The 16,585-nt window shown below is 70.4% G+C and carries 18 protein-coding genes and 1 pseudogene; 9 read left to right on the plus strand and 10 right to left on the minus strand.

What is annotated here, in order from left to right; all coding sequences use genetic code 11:
- Nucleotides 1–8 precede the first annotated feature (8 nt).
- Nucleotides 9–752 (plus strand): annotated as a pseudogene (locus tag ABR571_RS03305) (DMT family transporter); the annotation flags it as partial.
- Nucleotides 753–916: 164 nt separating this feature from the next.
- Here ABR571_RS03305 and ABR571_RS03310 read toward each other — a convergent pair.
- The 3 genes from ABR571_RS03310 to ABR571_RS03320 form a co-directional block, all read right to left on the minus strand.
- A complete protein-coding gene (locus ABR571_RS03310; RefSeq protein WP_409451759.1) occupies nt 917–1,573 on the minus strand; it encodes a VOC family protein in 657 nt (218 codons plus the stop codon).
- 90 nt (nt 1,574–1,663) lie between these two features.
- Nucleotides 1,664–2,443: a peroxide stress protein YaaA gene (yaaA, locus tag ABR571_RS03315; protein WP_409451760.1), complete on the minus strand. Its 780-nt coding sequence runs from the start codon at nt 2,441–2,443 to the stop codon at nt 1,664–1,666.
- 24 nt (nt 2,444–2,467) lie between these two features.
- Nucleotides 2,468–2,914, minus strand: a complete 447-nt coding sequence (locus ABR571_RS03320; RefSeq protein ID WP_409451761.1) for an NUDIX hydrolase — start codon at nt 2,912–2,914, stop codon at nt 2,468–2,470.
- A gap of 260 nt (nt 2,915–3,174) precedes the next feature.
- Between ABR571_RS03320 and ABR571_RS03325 the strand changes: the two genes are divergently transcribed.
- Together ABR571_RS03325 and ABR571_RS03330 are read left to right on the plus strand one after the other, a co-directional pair.
- Nucleotides 3,175–3,789 carry a hypothetical protein gene (locus ABR571_RS03325; RefSeq protein ID WP_409451762.1) on the plus strand — a complete coding sequence of 205 codons (615 nt, stop codon included), beginning with the start codon at nt 3,175–3,177 and terminating at the stop codon, nt 3,787–3,789.
- Nucleotides 3,790–3,924: 135 nt separating this feature from the next.
- A complete protein-coding gene (locus ABR571_RS03330; RefSeq protein WP_409451763.1) occupies nt 3,925–4,986 on the plus strand; it encodes a DUF4192 domain-containing protein in 1,062 nt (353 codons plus the stop codon).
- On the opposite strand, the gene ABR571_RS03335 is transcribed toward ABR571_RS03330, so the two are convergent.
- The 5 genes from ABR571_RS03335 to ABR571_RS03355 all read right to left on the minus strand — a co-directional run bounded on the left by ABR571_RS03335 (nt 4,931) and on the right by ABR571_RS03355 (nt 9,311).
- A complete protein-coding gene (locus ABR571_RS03335; RefSeq protein ID WP_409451764.1) occupies nt 4,931–6,397 on the minus strand; it encodes a glutamate synthase subunit beta in 1,467 nt (488 codons plus the stop codon). The genes ABR571_RS03330 and ABR571_RS03335 overlap by 56 nt on opposite strands.
- 90 nt (nt 6,398–6,487) lie before the next feature.
- Nucleotides 6,488–7,201: a metal-dependent transcriptional regulator gene (locus ABR571_RS03340; protein ID WP_409451765.1), complete on the minus strand. Its 714-nt coding sequence runs from the start codon at nt 7,199–7,201 to the stop codon at nt 6,488–6,490.
- Between the two features lie 43 nt (nt 7,202–7,244).
- The gene (gene sigB, locus ABR571_RS03345; protein WP_409451783.1) at nt 7,245–8,240 is read right to left on the minus strand and encodes an RNA polymerase sigma factor SigB; all 996 of its coding nucleotides are present in this window, start codon (nt 8,238–8,240) and stop codon (nt 7,245–7,247) included.
- A 388-nt stretch (nt 8,241–8,628) separates the two neighbouring features.
- Nucleotides 8,629–9,054, minus strand: coding sequence for a D-aminoacyl-tRNA deacylase (gene dtd, locus ABR571_RS03350; protein WP_409451766.1), 426 nt, complete (start codon nt 9,052–9,054; stop codon nt 8,629–8,631).
- A complete protein-coding gene (locus ABR571_RS03355; RefSeq protein ID WP_409451767.1) occupies nt 9,051–9,311 on the minus strand; it encodes a hypothetical protein in 261 nt (86 codons plus the stop codon). The genes dtd and ABR571_RS03355 overlap by 4 nt, the downstream gene beginning before the upstream one ends.
- A gap of 79 nt (nt 9,312–9,390) precedes the next feature.
- Here ABR571_RS03355 and ABR571_RS03360 point away from each other — a divergent pair, with 79 nt between their 5' ends.
- Together ABR571_RS03360 and ABR571_RS03365 are read left to right on the plus strand one after the other, a co-directional pair.
- Nucleotides 9,391–9,720 carry a DUF3099 domain-containing protein gene (locus ABR571_RS03360; RefSeq protein WP_409451768.1) on the plus strand — a complete coding sequence of 110 codons (330 nt, stop codon included), beginning with the start codon at nt 9,391–9,393 and terminating at the stop codon, nt 9,718–9,720.
- Between the two features lie 53 nt (nt 9,721–9,773).
- Nucleotides 9,774–9,995 (plus strand): DUF3039 domain-containing protein, encoded by a 222-nt coding sequence (locus ABR571_RS03365; RefSeq protein WP_409451769.1) that lies wholly within the window; start codon nt 9,774–9,776, stop codon nt 9,993–9,995.
- Here ABR571_RS03365 and ABR571_RS03370 read toward each other — a convergent pair.
- On the minus strand, nt 9,974–11,023 hold the full coding sequence (locus ABR571_RS03370) for a YihY/virulence factor BrkB family protein (protein ID WP_409451770.1): 1,050 nt from the start codon (nt 11,021–11,023) through the stop codon (nt 9,974–9,976). The two genes, ABR571_RS03365 and ABR571_RS03370, sit on opposite strands and share 22 nt — an antisense overlap.
- Before the next feature lie 185 nt (nt 11,024–11,208).
- On the opposite strand from ABR571_RS03370, the gene ABR571_RS03375 reads away from it, so the two are divergent.
- The 3 genes from ABR571_RS03375 (at nt 11,209) to ABR571_RS03385 (ending at nt 14,354) form a co-directional block, all read left to right on the plus strand.
- Complete coding sequence (locus tag ABR571_RS03375; protein ID WP_409451771.1) at nt 11,209–12,915, plus strand: DEAD/DEAH box helicase; 1,707 nt, start codon at nt 11,209–11,211, stop codon at nt 12,913–12,915.
- 337 nt (nt 12,916–13,252) lie between these two features.
- Nucleotides 13,253–13,480 (plus strand): hypothetical protein, encoded by a 228-nt coding sequence (locus ABR571_RS03380; protein WP_409451772.1) that lies wholly within the window; start codon nt 13,253–13,255, stop codon nt 13,478–13,480.
- Nucleotides 13,481–13,976: 496 nt separating this feature from the next.
- Nucleotides 13,977–14,354 carry a hypothetical protein gene (locus tag ABR571_RS03385; RefSeq protein WP_409451773.1) on the plus strand — a complete coding sequence of 126 codons (378 nt, stop codon included), beginning with the start codon at nt 13,977–13,979 and terminating at the stop codon, nt 14,352–14,354.
- 729 nt (nt 14,355–15,083) lie between these two features.
- Here the strand turns inward: ABR571_RS03385 and ABR571_RS03390 are convergent.
- Nucleotides 15,084–15,221, minus strand: coding sequence for a hypothetical protein (locus ABR571_RS03390; protein ID WP_409451774.1), 138 nt, complete (start codon nt 15,219–15,221; stop codon nt 15,084–15,086).
- Nucleotides 15,222–15,475: 254 nt separating this feature from the next.
- Between ABR571_RS03390 and ABR571_RS03395 the strand changes: the two genes are divergently transcribed.
- Entirely contained in the window at nt 15,476–16,537 is a 1,062-nt protein-coding gene (locus tag ABR571_RS03395) for a sodium:calcium antiporter (RefSeq protein ID WP_409451775.1), read from the plus strand.
- Nucleotides 16,538–16,585 lie beyond the last annotated feature (48 nt).

The following is a 16,585-nucleotide window of genomic DNA, read 5'->3' on the forward strand; positions in this document are numbered from 1 at the left end:
TCGCCGCGATGTGCGTCATCTGGGGTGTGCCCTACCTGCTGATCCGAGTGGCCGTGCGTGACTTCTCACCGGCCACCCTTGTGTTCCTGCGGACGGCCATCGGTGGTGTCGTGCTGCTGCCTTTCGCGCTCGCGCGGGGTGGGCTCGGCCCGGTGCTGCGCAGGTGGCGGCCACTGCTGGCCTTCACCGCCATCGAGGCCGGCGTGCCGTGGCTGTTGCTGTCCGATGCCGAACGGGTGCTGTCGAGTTCACTGTCCGGGTTGCTGGTCGCCGGCGTGCCACTGGTCGGCGTCGTCGCCGCGCGGGTGCTGGGGGCCGACGACCACGGTGGCGGCGTGCTGCGCTACGTCGGTCTGCTGCTGGGCTTGGCCGGAGTGACCGTGCTGCTCGGTCTCGACGTGGGGCAGGTCCATCTCGGGGCGGTCCTTGAGATGGCCGGGGTCGCGGTCGGCTACGCCGTGGCTCCGGTCATCCTGTCGCGCCGGCTGTCGGACCTGCCGAGCATTCCGGTGATCACCGCCTCGCTGCTGATCACCGCGCTCGGCTACCTGCCCGTCGCTCTGGTGAAGTGGCCCGACTCGGTCGACGCCAAGCCGATGTGGTCGGTCATCGCGCTCGGGCTGCTCTGCACGGCCCTCGCCTTCGTCGTGTTCTTCGAGTTGATCGCGGCCATCGGGCCGGCCCGAGCGACCGTGATCACCTACGTCAATCCGGCCGTCGCCCTTCTGCTCGGGGTGCTGTTGCTCGGCGAGGACTTCACCCTCGGGATCGCAATCGGCTTCCCGTTGATCCTGGTCGGCTCGGTCCTCGCGGCGCGCCGCCCGAGCCCGTCGACCGACTCCGCTCCGCCCGAGGCGGGTGTCCCGGAGGGGGTGCTGGCCGACACGGTCGTCGGCCCGAGTGACGACGCGGGGAGTCAGTCGATCCGGACGTCGCCGGACGGCGTCGCGAACACGGCGGCTACGACACCGGTGACCTCGTCGCCGGACTCCGGATCGAACGGCGATACCCAATCGACCTCGACGCGGTCGAGCGGCTGACGCGCGGACGTCCCGAGGTAGGCGTCGACGATCCGCTCGTCGCCGGCGATCTCCAGTCTCGTCAGCCGGATGGCCGAGCCGCCGGCCGCCGGGTGGTGCTGCGCGTCGCTGTCCCACTGGACGAAGAACGGCAGTTGCGGGTCTTCGGTCACGTCGTTGATGCCGATCTGGCGCCACAGCAGGTCGAAGCCGTCCGGCCGGCGCCGGTGCCCCTTGGCCGCGGGCCGGTTCAGGCGCGCCTCGTAGGTGGTGATGTCGGCTATCCCGACGGCCCAGGCGAGCCAGCCGCCGCCGGTCTGCGTCCGGGCGCTGACCGCACGGCCGAACGGCGCCCGGTCGGCCGCCGGGTGGTCGAGTGCGGCAACGATTTCGAGATAGCACCCGTCCGCGAGCGGCAGGACGAAGTTCCGGGTGCCGAAGGACGGGTGCAGCCCGCCGTCGGTGAAGCCCGCGCCGAGCTTGGCGCCGATCCGCTGCACGCACGCACCGAGACCCTCGGGTCCAGCGGCGTAGGAGAGATGATCCAGGTGCATGCGGCCATGGTGACCCACCACACTGCGCCTCGGTCAGCCGGGTCGTTGCAGCGCGCGCCGGGCAAGGTGGTAAAACCGCGACGCGGCAGGTCACGCGCTGTAGAGATCGAGGCCGCCTGACGGTCCGGCGCCGCAGTCGGTCCCGCCGCACTCGATCCAGGCCTGGGCCACGTCGTCGGCCGTCCTGACCGGCTTACCGCCGACCGCGCGCCGGACCAGCGCCGCCGCGAGCCGTCCCTTCGCGTGCTTGCTGTTGTAGCTGATCACCGCATGGCCGCCGCCCGGCAGCGGCGACAGGACGCGCACACCGACGACCCGTTCGGCCATCGTCGCCGGCGGCCGCCACATCGCCGCGTAGTCGGTGGATCGAAGATCGACGATCAGGTCGCGGCGCAGCAGCAGGCGCAGGGCGTCGGCGAGTACGGGGCGCCAGAACGTGGAGGCGACGCCGAGACCGGGCAGCACGGCCTTGGCCGGTACCCGGTACGCCGGTACCGGCTCGTCGCCACGGACGACGCCGAACAGACCGGAGAAGATCCAGGTGCTCCGCCCCGCGAGCCGCTGCTCTTCCGCGCCCAATGATGAGACGGCGAAGCCTTCGTAGACGGTACCGGTGTAGCGGTGCAGCGCGGGGGTCGTCGGAGAGTCGAGGACGGCGGCGTTCGCGGCGAGGGCTGCCGTCGCGACGCCCGCCGGCAGCAGCAGCGCCTCGGCGGCCTGGCCGGGATCGCCGGCTACCAGCTGCGTCAGCGCGCCCAGCGCGGCGGCGCGGCTGCGCCCGAGCGGGCCGGCGTCGGGAGTTCGGCGGCGCAGCGGCCGGCCCCGCCCGCCGAGTGACTTGCTCTCGCTCGGCGGCAGGAGGAGGTGCACGCCGCGGAACGCTACGGCAGCGCGTCAGGCCTCGATCAGGTCCCGCAGGGTGGGCCAGGTCGCCGCGAATCCGCGGTGCAACGGTAGCGCGGCCACCTCATCGAGGTGCCACCAGCGGACCGCCGTGCTCTCGGCGTTGGCCGGGGCGAGGCGGAGCTGCGCGCCGGTGCGCGCGACGATCGTCGTGTACGTCCACCCCCCGTGATCGTCCACCCATTCACTGAACGGCGAGATCTCGCCCGGGTCGAGAGCGGTTTCTTCTGCGGCTTCGCGCAGAGCCGCGGTGATCGGGTCCTCGTGGCTGTCACGGGCCCCGCCGGGCACCGCCCAGGTGTCGCCTTCGTGCGTCCACGGCGCGCGGTGCTGAAGGAGCACACGGGCGCCGTCGGTGATCAACAACCCAGCCGCGCCGAAGCGACCCCAGTGACGGTGCCCGAGGGAGCAGTGCACCCAGCCGTTGCCGTCTCCCACGGGAGCTGTTCTCCGCATCATCGTTGCTCGCCCTGTAGCGAGTCGCCGTGCACTCGGGATCTCGACGTCGGCCCGCCAGGTCGCCTCACGGCGGAAGGCCGCTCGTGGCGGCAGTTGTGGGACCGGGGGCCATGGAACGGGCCGACGCCGTCCTCCAGGTTACCCGGTGCGTGGCCTCAGCGCCGGTATCGAGCCGCGTCATGGCCGGGTCGTGACTGCGCCTATCGTGGATGGATGTGCAGGAGCCGGAGCGGAAGTCGATGAGCGAGGAAGATCCTCGGCCGCACCGCCCTGCGCTGTTCAGCGACCTGACGGAGATCATCGACGCGGCCGGCGGGGCGTCCACGAGCAGCCGGGCCGAGATCGCCGCTGCCACGGCTGCCGTCCTCGTCCAGGCCGGCCGTTCGCCGGGTGACGGTGCCCGTTTCGTTGCCCTGGCCGACCGGGTCGGCATAGACACGCTGGCCGCGTTGTGGCGCGACGCCGACCCGGTCAGCCTGCCCGGCGCCCTGTGGGCCCTGTACCTGTTGCGGCAGTGGTGCCACTCCGACGGTGACGAGGTGACCCGCCTGTGGCGTACGGGGGAGCCGTTGGCCTCGGCCGACGTCGTCGTGGCCGGCGTCGGCGACTACGCCGACATCGGCGCCGTCCAGCGGATGGCCGATGCCGTGCTCACGGGTGTCTACCAGGCCGACCTCGCCGTCGCGCTGGAGCGGGCGGCCGCGTTCTTCCGGGTGATCGCCGCGGGTCGCCGCTCGCTCGGCGGTCCCGCCCGGCACGCGCAGGACGGGGTCGACCTGGCCGAGCGCAACGAGCGGGCCGCGGCAGCGCTGTCGGCGGCGGCAAACCGCTGGCGGGCCGGCACGCTGCACTGACGCCTCGCCTGGGGGCGGGCCGCGTTAGCACGTACGACTGACGGGACCGCCTCGCGTCGTGCACAGGCACCTGCCTCGTCCACAGCCGGCTGAAACCGCCTCGTCGCGGGCTGCGACCCAGCCACGCTGGGCGGCATGAACACCGAAAGCCGTGCTGACTCGCTGCGCTCGTCCTGCCGCATCTCCGGCCCGGGCGAGCTGCTCCAGGCGATCCCGTACCTGCTGGGCTTCCATCCGGCCGAGAGCCTCGTCCTCGTGGGCTTGCACGACGGCCGACTCGTCGTCACCGCTCGGGTGGACCTGATCGACGCGAGCACCCCGGAGATGGTCAGCCACACACTCGACGCGATGGTCAGGGGCGGCAGCACATCGGTGCTCGCGGCGATCTATGACGACTCGTTCATAGCCGACCGGTTCATCCCGCTGCACGTGCCCGACGTCCTGGTCGCGGCCGAGCGGGCCGGCTGCGAACTGCTGGAGGTCCTGGTGGTCTCCGCGGGGCGATGGTGGTCGGTGCTGTGCGAGCCCGGATGCTGTCCGCCCGAGGGGCGCGCGTTGCCGTCCGAACCCTCTGCCTTCGCCGTCGCGGCCACCTTCGACGGGGTGGTCGCCATGCCCGATCGCGCGGCCCTCGCTTCCGTCCTCGACCCGGTTGGCACGGTCGAACGGGTGGCCCTGCTGCCGCTGCTCGCGGCGGCCGAGCGCGTGGCCGACACCGCCGCGGCGAATGGGCAGGGGGAGCGGCTGGAGCGCTCGGTGAAGCGGGCCCTCTTCGCTGCCGCGCGAGCGTCGGGGGCGCCGGGTTGGGCGGGGCCCGAGGAGGCGACGGTTGCCCGTTTCGGCGCAGCCCTGGCCACCGCCGAGGTGCGCAATCGGGTGTGGATGGCCGTGGACGACGGTCGTCTGGACGGGCGCCCGTTGTGGCGCGACCTCGGCCGGCGGCTGCCGCCGCCCTACGACGCGGCGCCGCTGTTCCTCTTCGGGTGGGCGGCGTGGCGCTCGGGCGACGGCACGCTGGCGGGAATCGCCGCCGAGCGCGCGGTGGCGAGCGACCCGGACTGCAGCGTCGCCGACCTGCTGCTCGCCGCGCTGTCGCACGGCCTGGACCCGCGGCGGTTCCCCAAGCTGCGGCCGCCGGTGGCTACAACGCGGCCGCGTGGGGCCGGACCGGCTGAGGCAGCTCGGAGAGCCCGGTGAGTGCGTCATCCACGGCCGCAGCGCACGCCCGGCCCTCGGCGATCGCCCAGACGACGAGGGAGGCACCTCGGGTCGCGTCCCCGCAGGCGTACACGCCATCGGCCGACGTCTTCCACCGGTCGTCGATCGCGACCGTCCCGCGCCCCGGCGCCTCGTCGACGTCCAAGGCGGCGAGCAGCGCGGGCACATCGGTTCCGACGAAGCCGGCCGCCAGAAGCACGAGGTCGGCCGGCAACTCGGTCTGCGAGCCCGGCACCGGCCGGAATTCGCGCCGGCGGTCGACTCGCACGATCTCGACCTCCTCGACGACCACGGCGCGGACGGCGGCGGCGGCGTCGCCGGTGAACCGGACGACCTCCCTGGACCACGCCTCGTGAACGCCCTCGTCGTGCGCGGGGGACATGCCGCGAGTGGTCGGCGCCGAAGGCCACGCCGGGTTGACGAGGCCTGCCCGCGGCACCGGCCGCGGGTTGTGGTCCAGCACAGTCACCGAGAGAGCGCCCTGGCGGTTCGCGGTGCCGAGGCAGTCAGCAGCGGTGTCGCCGCCGCCGACGATCACCACGTGCCTCCCGTTCGCGTCGATCGCCGGCGCAGCGATGTCGCCCGCCACGACGCGGTTGCCCTGCGGCAGGTAATCCATCGCCTGGTGCACGCCGGTGAGCTCACGGCCCGGAGTCGTCAGCTCGCGCGGGGCCAGCGCGCCGACGGCGAGGACCACGGCGTCGAACTCCGTGCGCAGGCGGGTGACGTCGGCCGGGTCGATCTCGGAGTTGACGCGGAACCGGGTGCCCTCTGCGGTCATCTGCGCGACGCGGCGGTCGATGACGTCCTTGGGCATCTTGAAGTCCGGAATCCCGTAACGCAGCAGGCCGCCGATGCGGTCCTCGCGCTCGAACACCATGACGTCGTGGCCCGCCCGGGTCAGCTGCTGGGCGGTTGCCAGTCCCGCTGGTCCGGAGCCCACGACGGCGACTGTCCGGCCGGTTCGCTCCGCGGGTGGTTGCGGTTCGACGATGCCGTCGTCAAAAGCGCGCTCGACGATGGAAATCTCGATCTGCTTGATCGTGACCGGATCGGTGTTCAGAGCAAGGACGCACGCGGCTTCACAGGGCGCGGGACAGACCCAGCCGGTGAACTCGGGAAAGTTGTTGGTGGCGTGCAGTCGTTCGCTGGCCGACGACCAGTGGCCGCGGGCGACGAACTCGTTCCACTCGGGAATGAGATTGCCCAGCGGGCAACCGCCGTGACAGAACGCGACGCCGCAGTCCATGCAGCGCGTTGCCTGCTCGCTGACGGCTTCGTCCCGCGACCGCAGGTAGATCGGCTGCCAGTCCCGGACGCGCTGGGCGGCGGGACGTTTCGGCAGGTCTACGCGCGGATGCTTGAGGAAACCTTGGGGATCGTGCGCCACTGCTTCGCCTTTCAGCCCTTCCGACGGAGAGCGAGGCTGCAGTGGCTCGCAGTTCCTATTCTAGCCGGGCGTCGGCACGCTTTGCGCCTCTCAGGAGAGGGCGGCAGCCGCGGGGACCCGGACGAACACGTGGTCGGCGACGACCTTGTCGAAGGCGATCCGTTCGCCGCCCTCCACCCAAACCTCAACCCCGTGCGCGCCTCCTGCGAGGCGGATCCGTTGCCCGGGTCGCATGCCGGCCTGGTCAAGGCGATGCATGAGTACGGCGTCGGGTTGCAGTTGTTCACTGATGCGGCCGATGACGACCTCGTCCAGCGCGCCGGTCGCCGCTTCCGTCAGGCTCACAAGCGTGCCGGTCTGGTCCGTTGCGAAAGGCAGGCCCAACTGATCCAAGCCGGGGATGGGATTGCCGTGCGGGCAGACGAGCGGCTTGTCCAACAACGCGAGGATGCGTCGCTCGACCTTCTCGCTCATCACGTGTTCCCAGCGGCAGGCCTCGATGTGGAGATCTTCCCAATCGAGGCCGATGACGTCGGCCAGCAGCCGTTCGGCGAGCCGGTGCTTACGCATGACGGCGACCGCCTCCTGGCGACCGGCTTCGGTCAGCTCGAGGTGGCGGTCGTCGGCGACATTGACCAGCCCGTCGCGCTCCATCCGGGCCACGGTCTGACTCACGGTGGGGCCGCTCTGACCGAGCCGTTCGGCGATCCGCGCCCGCAGCGGAACCACGCCCTCTTCCTCGAGCTCGTACACCGTCCGGAGATACATCTCCGTGGTATCGATCAGATCGCTGTGGTGCGCCACGACGCAATCGTAGGCGCGCGGGCGAACCGGGCGCGTCTACGACTCAATCGAGGTAGTCGCGTAGGACCTGCGAGCGGGACGGGTGTCGCAGCTTGGCCATCGTCTCGCGCTCGATCTGGCGGATCCGCTCGCGCGACAGCTTGAACGCGCGTCCGATCTCGTCGAGCGTCTTGGGCTGCCCACCGTCGAGGCCGTAGCGCATGCGGACCACAGCCGCTTCGCGCGCGTCGAGCGTGTCGAGCACGTCCTGCAGGTGAGCCCGCATCAGACCGCCCTCGACCACCGTCTCAGCCGCCGCGCTGGCCCGCTCGTCGGCGATGAAGTCCCCGAGCGACGCGTCGTCGTCTGCGCCCACGGTCTGGTCGAGGCTGACGAGGTCGCGGGACAGGTCGATCAGCTCGCGAACGCGCTCCTCGGTGATGTCCAGCTCGTGGGCCAGCTCGGCGTGGTTCGCCTCGCGCCCCAGCTGCTGGTTCATCTCGCGCCGGATGCGCTGCAGCTTGTTGACCTGCTCGACAAGGTGGACGGGCAGCCGGATCGTGCGCGACTGGTCGGCCATGGCCCGGCTGATCGCCTGGCGGATCCACCAGGTCGCGTACGTGGAGAACTTGAAACCCTTGGTGTAGTCGAACTTCTCCACGGCGCGGATCAGGCCGAGGTTGCCCTCCTGGATGAGGTCCAGGAACGGCATCCCGTGGCCGGTGTAGCGCTTGGCCAGCGAGACGACGAGGCGAAGGTTCGCCCGGAGCAGGTGGTCCTTCGCCCGCTCGCCGTCGATCACCAGCGCGCGAAGGTCCCGCTTGCGCGCCGGGGTGAAGTTGTTGCTCGATGTGAGGAGGTGGCTGGCGTAGAGGCCGGCCTCGATCCGCTTGGCGAGTTCGACCTCGTCGACGGCCGTGAGCAGCGCGACCTTGCCGATCTCGTTGAGGTAGACCCGCACCAGGTCGGCCGAGGTGGCGGCCTCGTCGAGGTCAGGGGCGGTGAACGCGGACGGCGCCTCGTCGGCGTCGGGCTGCGGGGCCGGCAGGACCGGCGCCATCTCTGTCCTGGCCGCCGTCGACCGGCGCGCGGAGCGGGTCCGGGTCGGCGCGGCGTGCTGTTCGAGCTCGGTCGACTCCGGCGCCTCGGTCGGTGCCGGCTTGGTCGCCGTACGGGCGCTGCGGTGACCGCGCGCGGTGACGCGCGGCTCAGCCGTTGACGTGCGCGACGCGGTCCCGGCGGCACGACGTGCGGCGGAACGGGGGGATGCGTTGCGAGACGTTGTCACGATCTTTCTGACCACCTTGAATGCGTTTACGTGCGAGCGATTCGATTGCGCTCATCGATTGGTTCGTTGGCGGGCGCTTTCGGGTTCACTATCCGAACGTGTTGACCCCCGTCCGGTGTTCCCCGATGTCCCCTGGGCGGCGGCTTCGCTCAGAAAGGACTCAGACTTCGAGCAGCACCGTTACCGGCCCGTCATTGACGAGTTCTACCCGCATGTCCGCCCCGAATACGCCGGTTTCGACGGCCGCGCCCATGTCCCGCAGGGCGGCTGCGAATGCCTCGACGAGCGGTTCGGCGACCGATCCCGGAGCGGCGGCCGCCCAGGTCGGCCGGCGCCCCTTCCGGGCGTCTCCGTACAGCGTGAACTGGCTGACCAGCAGGATCTTGGCGTCTGGTTGGTCAGCGACGCTCTGCTCGTTGCGCATAATGCGCAGTTTGTGGACCTTTCGGGCCAGCGCCAGCGCTTCCCGCTCGGTGTCGCTGTGCGTGACCCCGACGAGGACGAGCAGCCCGACGCCGATTGCGCCCACGATTTCGCCCTCCACCTCGACTGAGGCGCGGGTGACGCGCTGGATCACCGCCTTCACGGCGCCCCTCCCGGCAGCAGGAACCCCCGTGCGACGAGGTCGCGGACCACGGGCAGCACGGCGCCGGCGACGTCGTCCGTCGACCGTTCGAGCCGGCTGCCGCCGGACAGCTGGCGGGCCAGCCCGGTGAGGTCGCCGCGGCCCAGCGGCGCCTGTCCGGCCACGCCCACCAGTTCGTGCACCGAGTCCACGGTGTAGCCCGCGAGAGCCTGTCGCAGCAGGTCGACCTCGTGGTCGTCCAGGAGGCCGGCACGCATCGGCCCATGGTGGCGCACTCCACCGGAATAGGTCTCGGCGGGACGAGCAATTCGACGGCCGCGGTGACACGATGGGTTGATGCGCCGCAGCCACGCCGACGAGCCGGTGCTGATCACCAGCGCGGCGGAGAGCAGCCAGCGCGAATACGACCACCGCCGCAAGAAGTACGTGGTGATGATGGGGCTCCGCGCGTTGTGCGTCATCGGCGCGGCGACGACCTACAAGATCTCCCTGTGGCTGGCCCTGGCGTTCATCGTCGGCGGCATGGTGCTGCCGTGGTGCGCGGTGATCATCGCCAACGACCGTCCGGCGAGGAAGAAGGCCGAGCGGGTGACATACCGCGCCGACCTGCGCACCGAGCGGGCGCTCCCGCCCGGCGGCGACGACAGTCGCACCGTCGACGGCTGACCGCATCCCGCCACGAGTCACCCACGGGCTCACCGGTGAGGCACAATCGCTGGGTGGCTGACACCCAGGTTCTCGAATCGCCGAGCACGTCGGACACCGATACCGGTCCCGAGCTCTTCCACTATGTGCGCAAGAACAAGATCGCCGAGAGTGCCGTGACGGGCACGTTCGTCGAGGCCTTGTGCGGCGAGATCTTTCCGGTCACCAAGGCGCCCAAGCCGGGGTCGCCGGTCTGCCCGGTGTGCAAGGAGATCTACGAGAGCTTGCGGGAGTGACTCGGCCGTAGCGATCTGGTCCGGGGCGGTTTCTCGTCCGTCCCGTTGACCGGGGCCGGCTTGCCGTCGGCCCCCTCGCCGTCGGCCGGCGGCGGGTCGTCACCCTGGAACATCTGCCAGTTCCGCGGATCGAGCACTCTGGGCGGGCGCACCTTGGCCGGTTTGCGGTCTTCGATCGCCGCGTTGAACTCCGCGCCGAGAAGCACGCCGAGGGCTAGTACGAAGAAGAACAGCAAGGCGGCGATGGGCGCCGCGAGCTTGGCGTACGCATGGTTGTGGTCGAGGATGAAGCTGATGTAGGCGCGCAGGCCGCCCGAGCCGGCGAGGAACACGAGCACGGCCAGGATGGCGCCCGGCAGCCCGCGGTGCCATGGCAGCCGTCGCGGCGGCGCGAGTTTGTAGAACGTCGTCAGCCCGAACAACAACAGGATGATCAGCGCCGGGTAGTAACCGGCCTCGATCAGCGAGCTCACCGTGTGCCGGATCCGCTTCGGGAAGGTCCGGCGGAGCAGATCCGGGCCCAGCACCAGCATGGGCAGCAGGATCACGCCCATCACCACCGTGCCGAGGAACAGCCACAGGGCGAGCAACCGGCTGCGGACCGGCCCGCGCTGGTCGCGCATGTCGTAGGCGATCGTGATGGTGTTGACGAAGGTGGCCGTGGCCGAGGACCCGGCCCACAACGCAAGCACGAAGCCGATGCTGATGATGTCGGCCCGCCCACCGTGCAGAACCTCGTGCACGGTCGGTGTGATGACCTGGCTGACGACCTGTTCGGTGAAGGCGCGGCTCAGCGTCGACTCGATCTGCCGCTCGATGCGGTCGACGGTGCCGGGTCCGAACCAACGCGAGACGTAGCCCAAGGTCGCAAGCAGGGCCAGGAAGAGCGACGGCAGGCTGAGGAGTTGCCAGAAAGCCGCCTCGGCCGACAGCCCGAGGACGCGGTCGTGCCACGCCTTGACCACCGCCCGCTTCAATAGCGTGGGCAGCAGTCGCGTGGCGTGCAGGACGCCTCGGACCGGGTTCACGACTTAACAGTGTCGTCCATGCCGGCGGAGTAGTGGCACCGCCGCGCGCAAGGGGGTGTTCTCGTCCACGGCCGCGGCGTGCCGGTCGAGCCGCCGGAATGATCGCGACTAGGTTGGTCGTCGATGCCCTGTGGCCACGGCCCGGGGCATCGATCGCGTCGTGAGCGGATGACAGGAGCGCGTCAGTGGCGGCACCACGGGAGCAGATGGGCCCGCCCCTGCCACGGTTGCGCGCGTGGCAGCGCGACGCACTGGACCGGTACCTCAGCGAGCCTCGGCGACGCGATTACCTCGTGACCGCGACTCCGGGCTCGGGCAAGACGACCTTCGCCCTGGCGCTGGCCCGCGGCTTGCTGGATGAGCGCGCGATCGACCGGGTGATCGTGGTCTGCCCGACCGATCACCTGCGCACCCAGTGGGCCGATGCCGCCGATGCGCTGGGCGTGCCGCTCGACGCGTCGCTGACCAACGCTGTCGGCCCGGTGCGGCCCGACCTTCGCGGCTACGTCACCACCTACGCCCAGGTCGCGGCCAAAGCGGCCTTGCACGCGGCGCGGGCGAGCGCCAAGCGCTCGCTGGTCATCCTCGATGAGGTGCACCACGCCGGCGACGGCCTGTCGTGGGGCGACGCCGTGGCCGCCGCCTTCGAACTCGCCGCCCGGCGACTCTGCCTCACCGGCACGCCGTTCCGCACGCGTCCGGACGAGCGGATTCCGTTCGTGCGCTACGCCGACGATGCCGACGGCGGATGGCGCAGCGAAGCCGACTTCACCTACGGCTATCGCGACGCGCTGCGCGACGGCGTCGTGCGACCGGTCGTCTTCGCGGCCTATACGGGGACGTCGCGGTGGCGCAACAGCGCGGGTGAGGTGATCGCTGCGTCGTTGTCGGAGACGAGCACCAAGCGCACCGAGTCGACGGCCTGGCGCACGGCCCTCAACCCGAGGGGCAAGTGGGTGCCGCACGTCATTGCCGCGATGGACGAACGGATCACCCACCTGCGTCAGTCGGGGATGCCGGACGCCGGCGGCCTGGTCCTGGCCAGCGACCAGGACGACGCTCGCGCCTACGCCGAGATCGTGGAACAGGTCACCGGAGAAGCTCCGGTTCTCATCCTCTCCGACGATCCGAAGGCCAGCGAGAAGATCTCGGCGTTCACGACCGGAACGCAGCGCATGGCTGTCTGCGTCCGGATGGTGTCCGAGGGCGTCGACGTGCCGCGTGCGGCCTGCCTGGCGTGGATGACGTCCTACCGCACGCCGTTGTTCTTCGCGCAGGGTGTGGGCCGTGTCGTCCGCGCCCGATCGACCCGCGAGTCGGCCACCGTTTTCCTTCCCGCCGTCCGTCCGCTGCTGGCCCTCGCCGCCGAACTCGAGCACGAGCGCAACCACGTCATCCCGCCACCGCCGGACCAGTCCGACGACCTGCTCGACGTCGACCGCGAGGACCTGGAGCCGGCGGAGGGGGAGACCAACGAGCTCGTCGACGCCGACGCCTCGTTCGCCCACCTGCTGCACGGCGGGCGCGCAGTGGTGGCGGCGCCGCTGACCGAAGAGGACGAGGACTTCCTCGGGCTGCCCGGGATCCTGTCGCCGGAGCAGACGGCGGCACTGCTCGCCCGCCGCGACTCCGCCGCTCGCCGTCGCGCCAGTGGGACGGATGCCACATCCTCGTCCCCTCCCTCCGGCGAGGCCGCCGCCTGGCGAGCAGGAGCCGAATTACGCCGAGAGCTGAACCGGCTCGTCGGCCTGCTCGCCGCGCGCACGGGTAGCCCGCACGGCCGGCTGCACGCGCAGCTGCGGAGGGCCGTTCCGGGCCCGGCATCGGCCGCTGCTGGGGTCGATGTGCTGGAAAAGCGGCGTGACCACGTGATGGAGCTGCTCGGAGCGTGAGCCGTCGGCGCTACTCGGTGGTCCACGCCACGTAAGCTTGAGGCTGTCACCACGCCGGTACCGGGAATCGAATTCGGGGTACCAGTCGTTGGTAACCATGTAACGCAGTCGGTCGGAAACCTCGGTCGAATCCGGTCAGTCGGGCGCGCCACGCCGCACTTCGTGGGGCACACCGGGTTGTCGGATTCGGCCGATTGCTCTCGGCGGGAGGTGTTGCAGGAAGGTTTCGCTTCCGGGTGTCGCCGTGGCTGCGAGCAATTCGGTGGTTACCTGGACAGGGAACATTAACGATCGACACGCGTCTGAATCAGGCGCGACCGCAGAGAGAGGTGCTGACGTGACCACAGCGATTGCCGCGAGTCAGCTCACCGCCGCCGACCGGTGTGACCGGTGCGGCGCCCAAGCCTACGTCCGCGCCACCATGGGATCCGGCTTCGACCTGCTGCTCTGCGCACACCACTTCCACGAAAACGAGAGCCGCCTCCGCCAGGTCGCCGTGTCGATTCACGACGAGTCCGAACGCCTGGCCGAGGTTCCGCACATCGCTCCCGTCGAAGAGCGCTGAGCAGCTCCAGATAGATCCACACCCAGATTCACCGGTCCGGCCCCGCCCTCGACGAGGGCGGGGCCGGTCTCGGTTTATTGAGCCGGCGGGGGCGGGGTAGAGATCGTCCACTGACTTGCGAACGGTTGCACGAGCACAGACAGGGGCGACGATCATGGCATCTGACCTGGAACCGATCTCGGCCGCCGAACTTGCGGCGGAAGGCGGTACGGCTACGAACGGGCACACTCACGGACGCGCTGCCCGCTGCATTCCACTCCGCCGGGCCGTCCGGCCTGCAGGAAGGGCGGGAGAGTACGGCCCGGACGATCTGGCCGGCGAACGCCGGTCCGCTGCCGACCGCGGACAAGCCGGCGCTGTCGCTCGTGCTCGTGCCCGCACGCCGGCGCCGAACGGAAAGCCTGCGCCGACCTGGGTCTTGCCGTTCAACCGCCCGGCCGCACCCGGACCGGGTGACAACTAGACCCTCGCCGTCAACACCAAGGACGGCACCACCGTGTACGACGGCGCGTTCGCGATGGTCTGGGCCGACGGCGACTCGGTCCTCAACAAGACAGGCCTACGCGTTCGCGCGGTGCACCGACTGCACCGCGGTCGCGGTGAGCTTTCAGGTGATCCTGATCATCGGAACGCGAACGTCGTCGTGCCGCAGAACATCTCGGCAACGGTCAAGCACGACTGCCTCCGGTGCGTCACCGCCGCGCTGGCGGTGCAGTTGGTGCTGACGCTGCCGGACGCCCCCACCCCTGCGGAGGCGCGCGACCTCGCCACGCTGTGGGAGCAGATCGAGGCCTTCCGAAAGACCGTTGTCAGCCTGTCCTTCACGAGATCCATGACCAGCTCGTCCAGTTCGAACAACAGATCGCCGACATAGTCAAGAAATACGAGCTGGCCGGCTCGCCCGCACCCGCGCCGGCATCGTCCTCCGCGGCGTCGGCGGCAGCGGTCGAACCGACGCCGGATGCCGTCCCTGGGACCGCTGTCCCAGCCGCCGGCGTCACCGGCGATCCGTCCGCGCCCGGCAGTGCCGGTTCGGCCACGACCGACCCGGCACCGGCCTTGCCGCCGGCGTCGGCGTCGGCGCCCGTCAGCGTGGTCGCCCCGTCGCCCCGTCGCCCTGACGCACGTCGCGCGTCCGGTCAGTGGATGCGCCGCCGACGCTCGGCCGCCGAGAAGCGACAGCCCGACTCCGGCCGCAAGCAACAGCCCCGCAAGGGCGACGAGGCCCGACGTCCGGTCACCGGTCGAGGCCAACGGGTCGTCGGTCGATCGGGCCGCCGGCCCGGCGGCCGGCCCGGAGGCAGCCCCGGCGGCCTCCGCGCAGGCGGTGTACGGGCCGCTCGGCGGCTGCGTGATTGGAGCGCTCGTCGTGTCCGCGTCGGTGGACGGGCCTGTCGTTTCGACGCTGGCGGGCGAACCTCCGGTCGCACTGGGCCACGGCGTCGCCCCATCGGTCGGCTCAGCGGCCGCCGGGGTCGGCCGTGCCGGCAGCTGCGGCGGAGGCGGTCATCAGCCCGCTCGCGGCGAGCGCGACAAGTACGCAACCGAGCCGACCAGCGCCACGTGCGGTCATCCTGTTCCCCCCTGGACAGTCCGGCTGACCTTATTCGAAATCGTGGCCGCCGCATCGCCCGCAGCGCCGCCGGGCCCGGTGCTCGCCGACGTGGCTCGACCCCGCGTCCACCTCGGGCGCGGTGTCGGCCTCCTCGTCCTGGGTGAACCGGAAGTCGAGGCAAGGCACAACGAGACGGGTACCGATGATCAGCGAGTCGGGCCGGACCCCGTAGATTGCCGCGGCGCCGGCTGCGGCGACCGCGGCTGGTGCAAGGACCAGACCGTGTCGATCGGTATGAGGCGCCCTTCGGACACGATTCCAGTCGCTCCAAAGATACTTGCGAATTCGCAACCGTTGCGGGGTACAACGATTCTGGGGGCTCGTCCGGAACAAGACTTCGATGAGTGTGCGGCGCGGATCACCGCATGCAGGGAGAGCGCATGTCCTCGTTGCCGTCCGTCGTTCTGCTCGTCATCTTCATCGTCTCGGCCGCGGTGATTTGGGGAGCCGGCATCAAGCTCTCCGACTACACGGATGTCCTCGCCGAAAGGCTGCACCTCGGCGACGCCTTGGGCGGCGTGGTGCTGCTTGCGGTGGCCACCAACCTTCCCGAGATCGCGATCACCGTGAGCGCGGCCTTGTCCGGGCACGTGGAGATAGCTGTCGGCAACTTGTTGGGGGGAATTGCCTTGCAGACGGTGGTCCTAGTAGCGCTCGATGCGTTCGGCGTCCGATCCCACAAGCCGCTGACCTACATGGCCGCGAGCCTGACCCTCGTTCTTGAAGCGGGCCTCGTCCTCGCCGTGCTCATGGTCGTCATCGCCGGAAGTCAGCTGCCCGCACATCTGATAGTCCTGCGGCTGACACCGGCTCCGGTGCTCATCGTCATCTTCTGGGTCATCGGCCTCAAGGTCATCAGCGGACCCGGCAGCCGGCTGCCCTGGGCGGACAGCGGCGAGGCGCCCGGGGGCCAGGAGAAGCCGCGGGGCCATTCGCGAACCGCGACGGAGCAGGACGCGACCTCGCGCCATGTCAGCACCGGCAAGGCCGTCACGGTCTTCGGCGGAGCCGCACTCCTCACGCTGGTCGCCGGCGTCGCCATCGAGCGCAGCGGCGAATCGTTCTTCGGCAACCTCGGTCTGTCGGGAATCCTGTTCGGTGCCACCGTGCTGGCCGCTGCGACGTCGCTGCCGGAGCTGTCAACCGGCCTCACCGCTGCCCGTGGCGGGGACTACAAGCTTGCGATGGGAGACATTTTCGGCGGCAACGCCTTCCTGCCGGTTCTCTTTCTCGCCGTCACGCTCATCAGTGGGAAGGCCGTCCTACCCCATGCCCAAGCCAGCGACATCTATCTGACCGCACTCGGCGGGCTGCTCACTCTCGTCTACCTGGTCGGTCTGGTGTTCCGTCCGCAGCGACAGATGCTGGGGATGGGAGTCGACTCCCTCGCCGTGATCGTCCTCTACATCGTCGGCGTGGTCGGCCTGGTGAGCTTGCAATGACCGGCAGAGGCGACGAGAGAAGTATTCGTCAGTCCAGGTAGTCGCGCA

Source organism: Jatrophihabitans sp., assembly GCF_046262535.1.
GTDB lineage: Bacteria > Actinomycetota > Actinomycetes > Mycobacteriales > Jatrophihabitantaceae > Jatrophihabitans.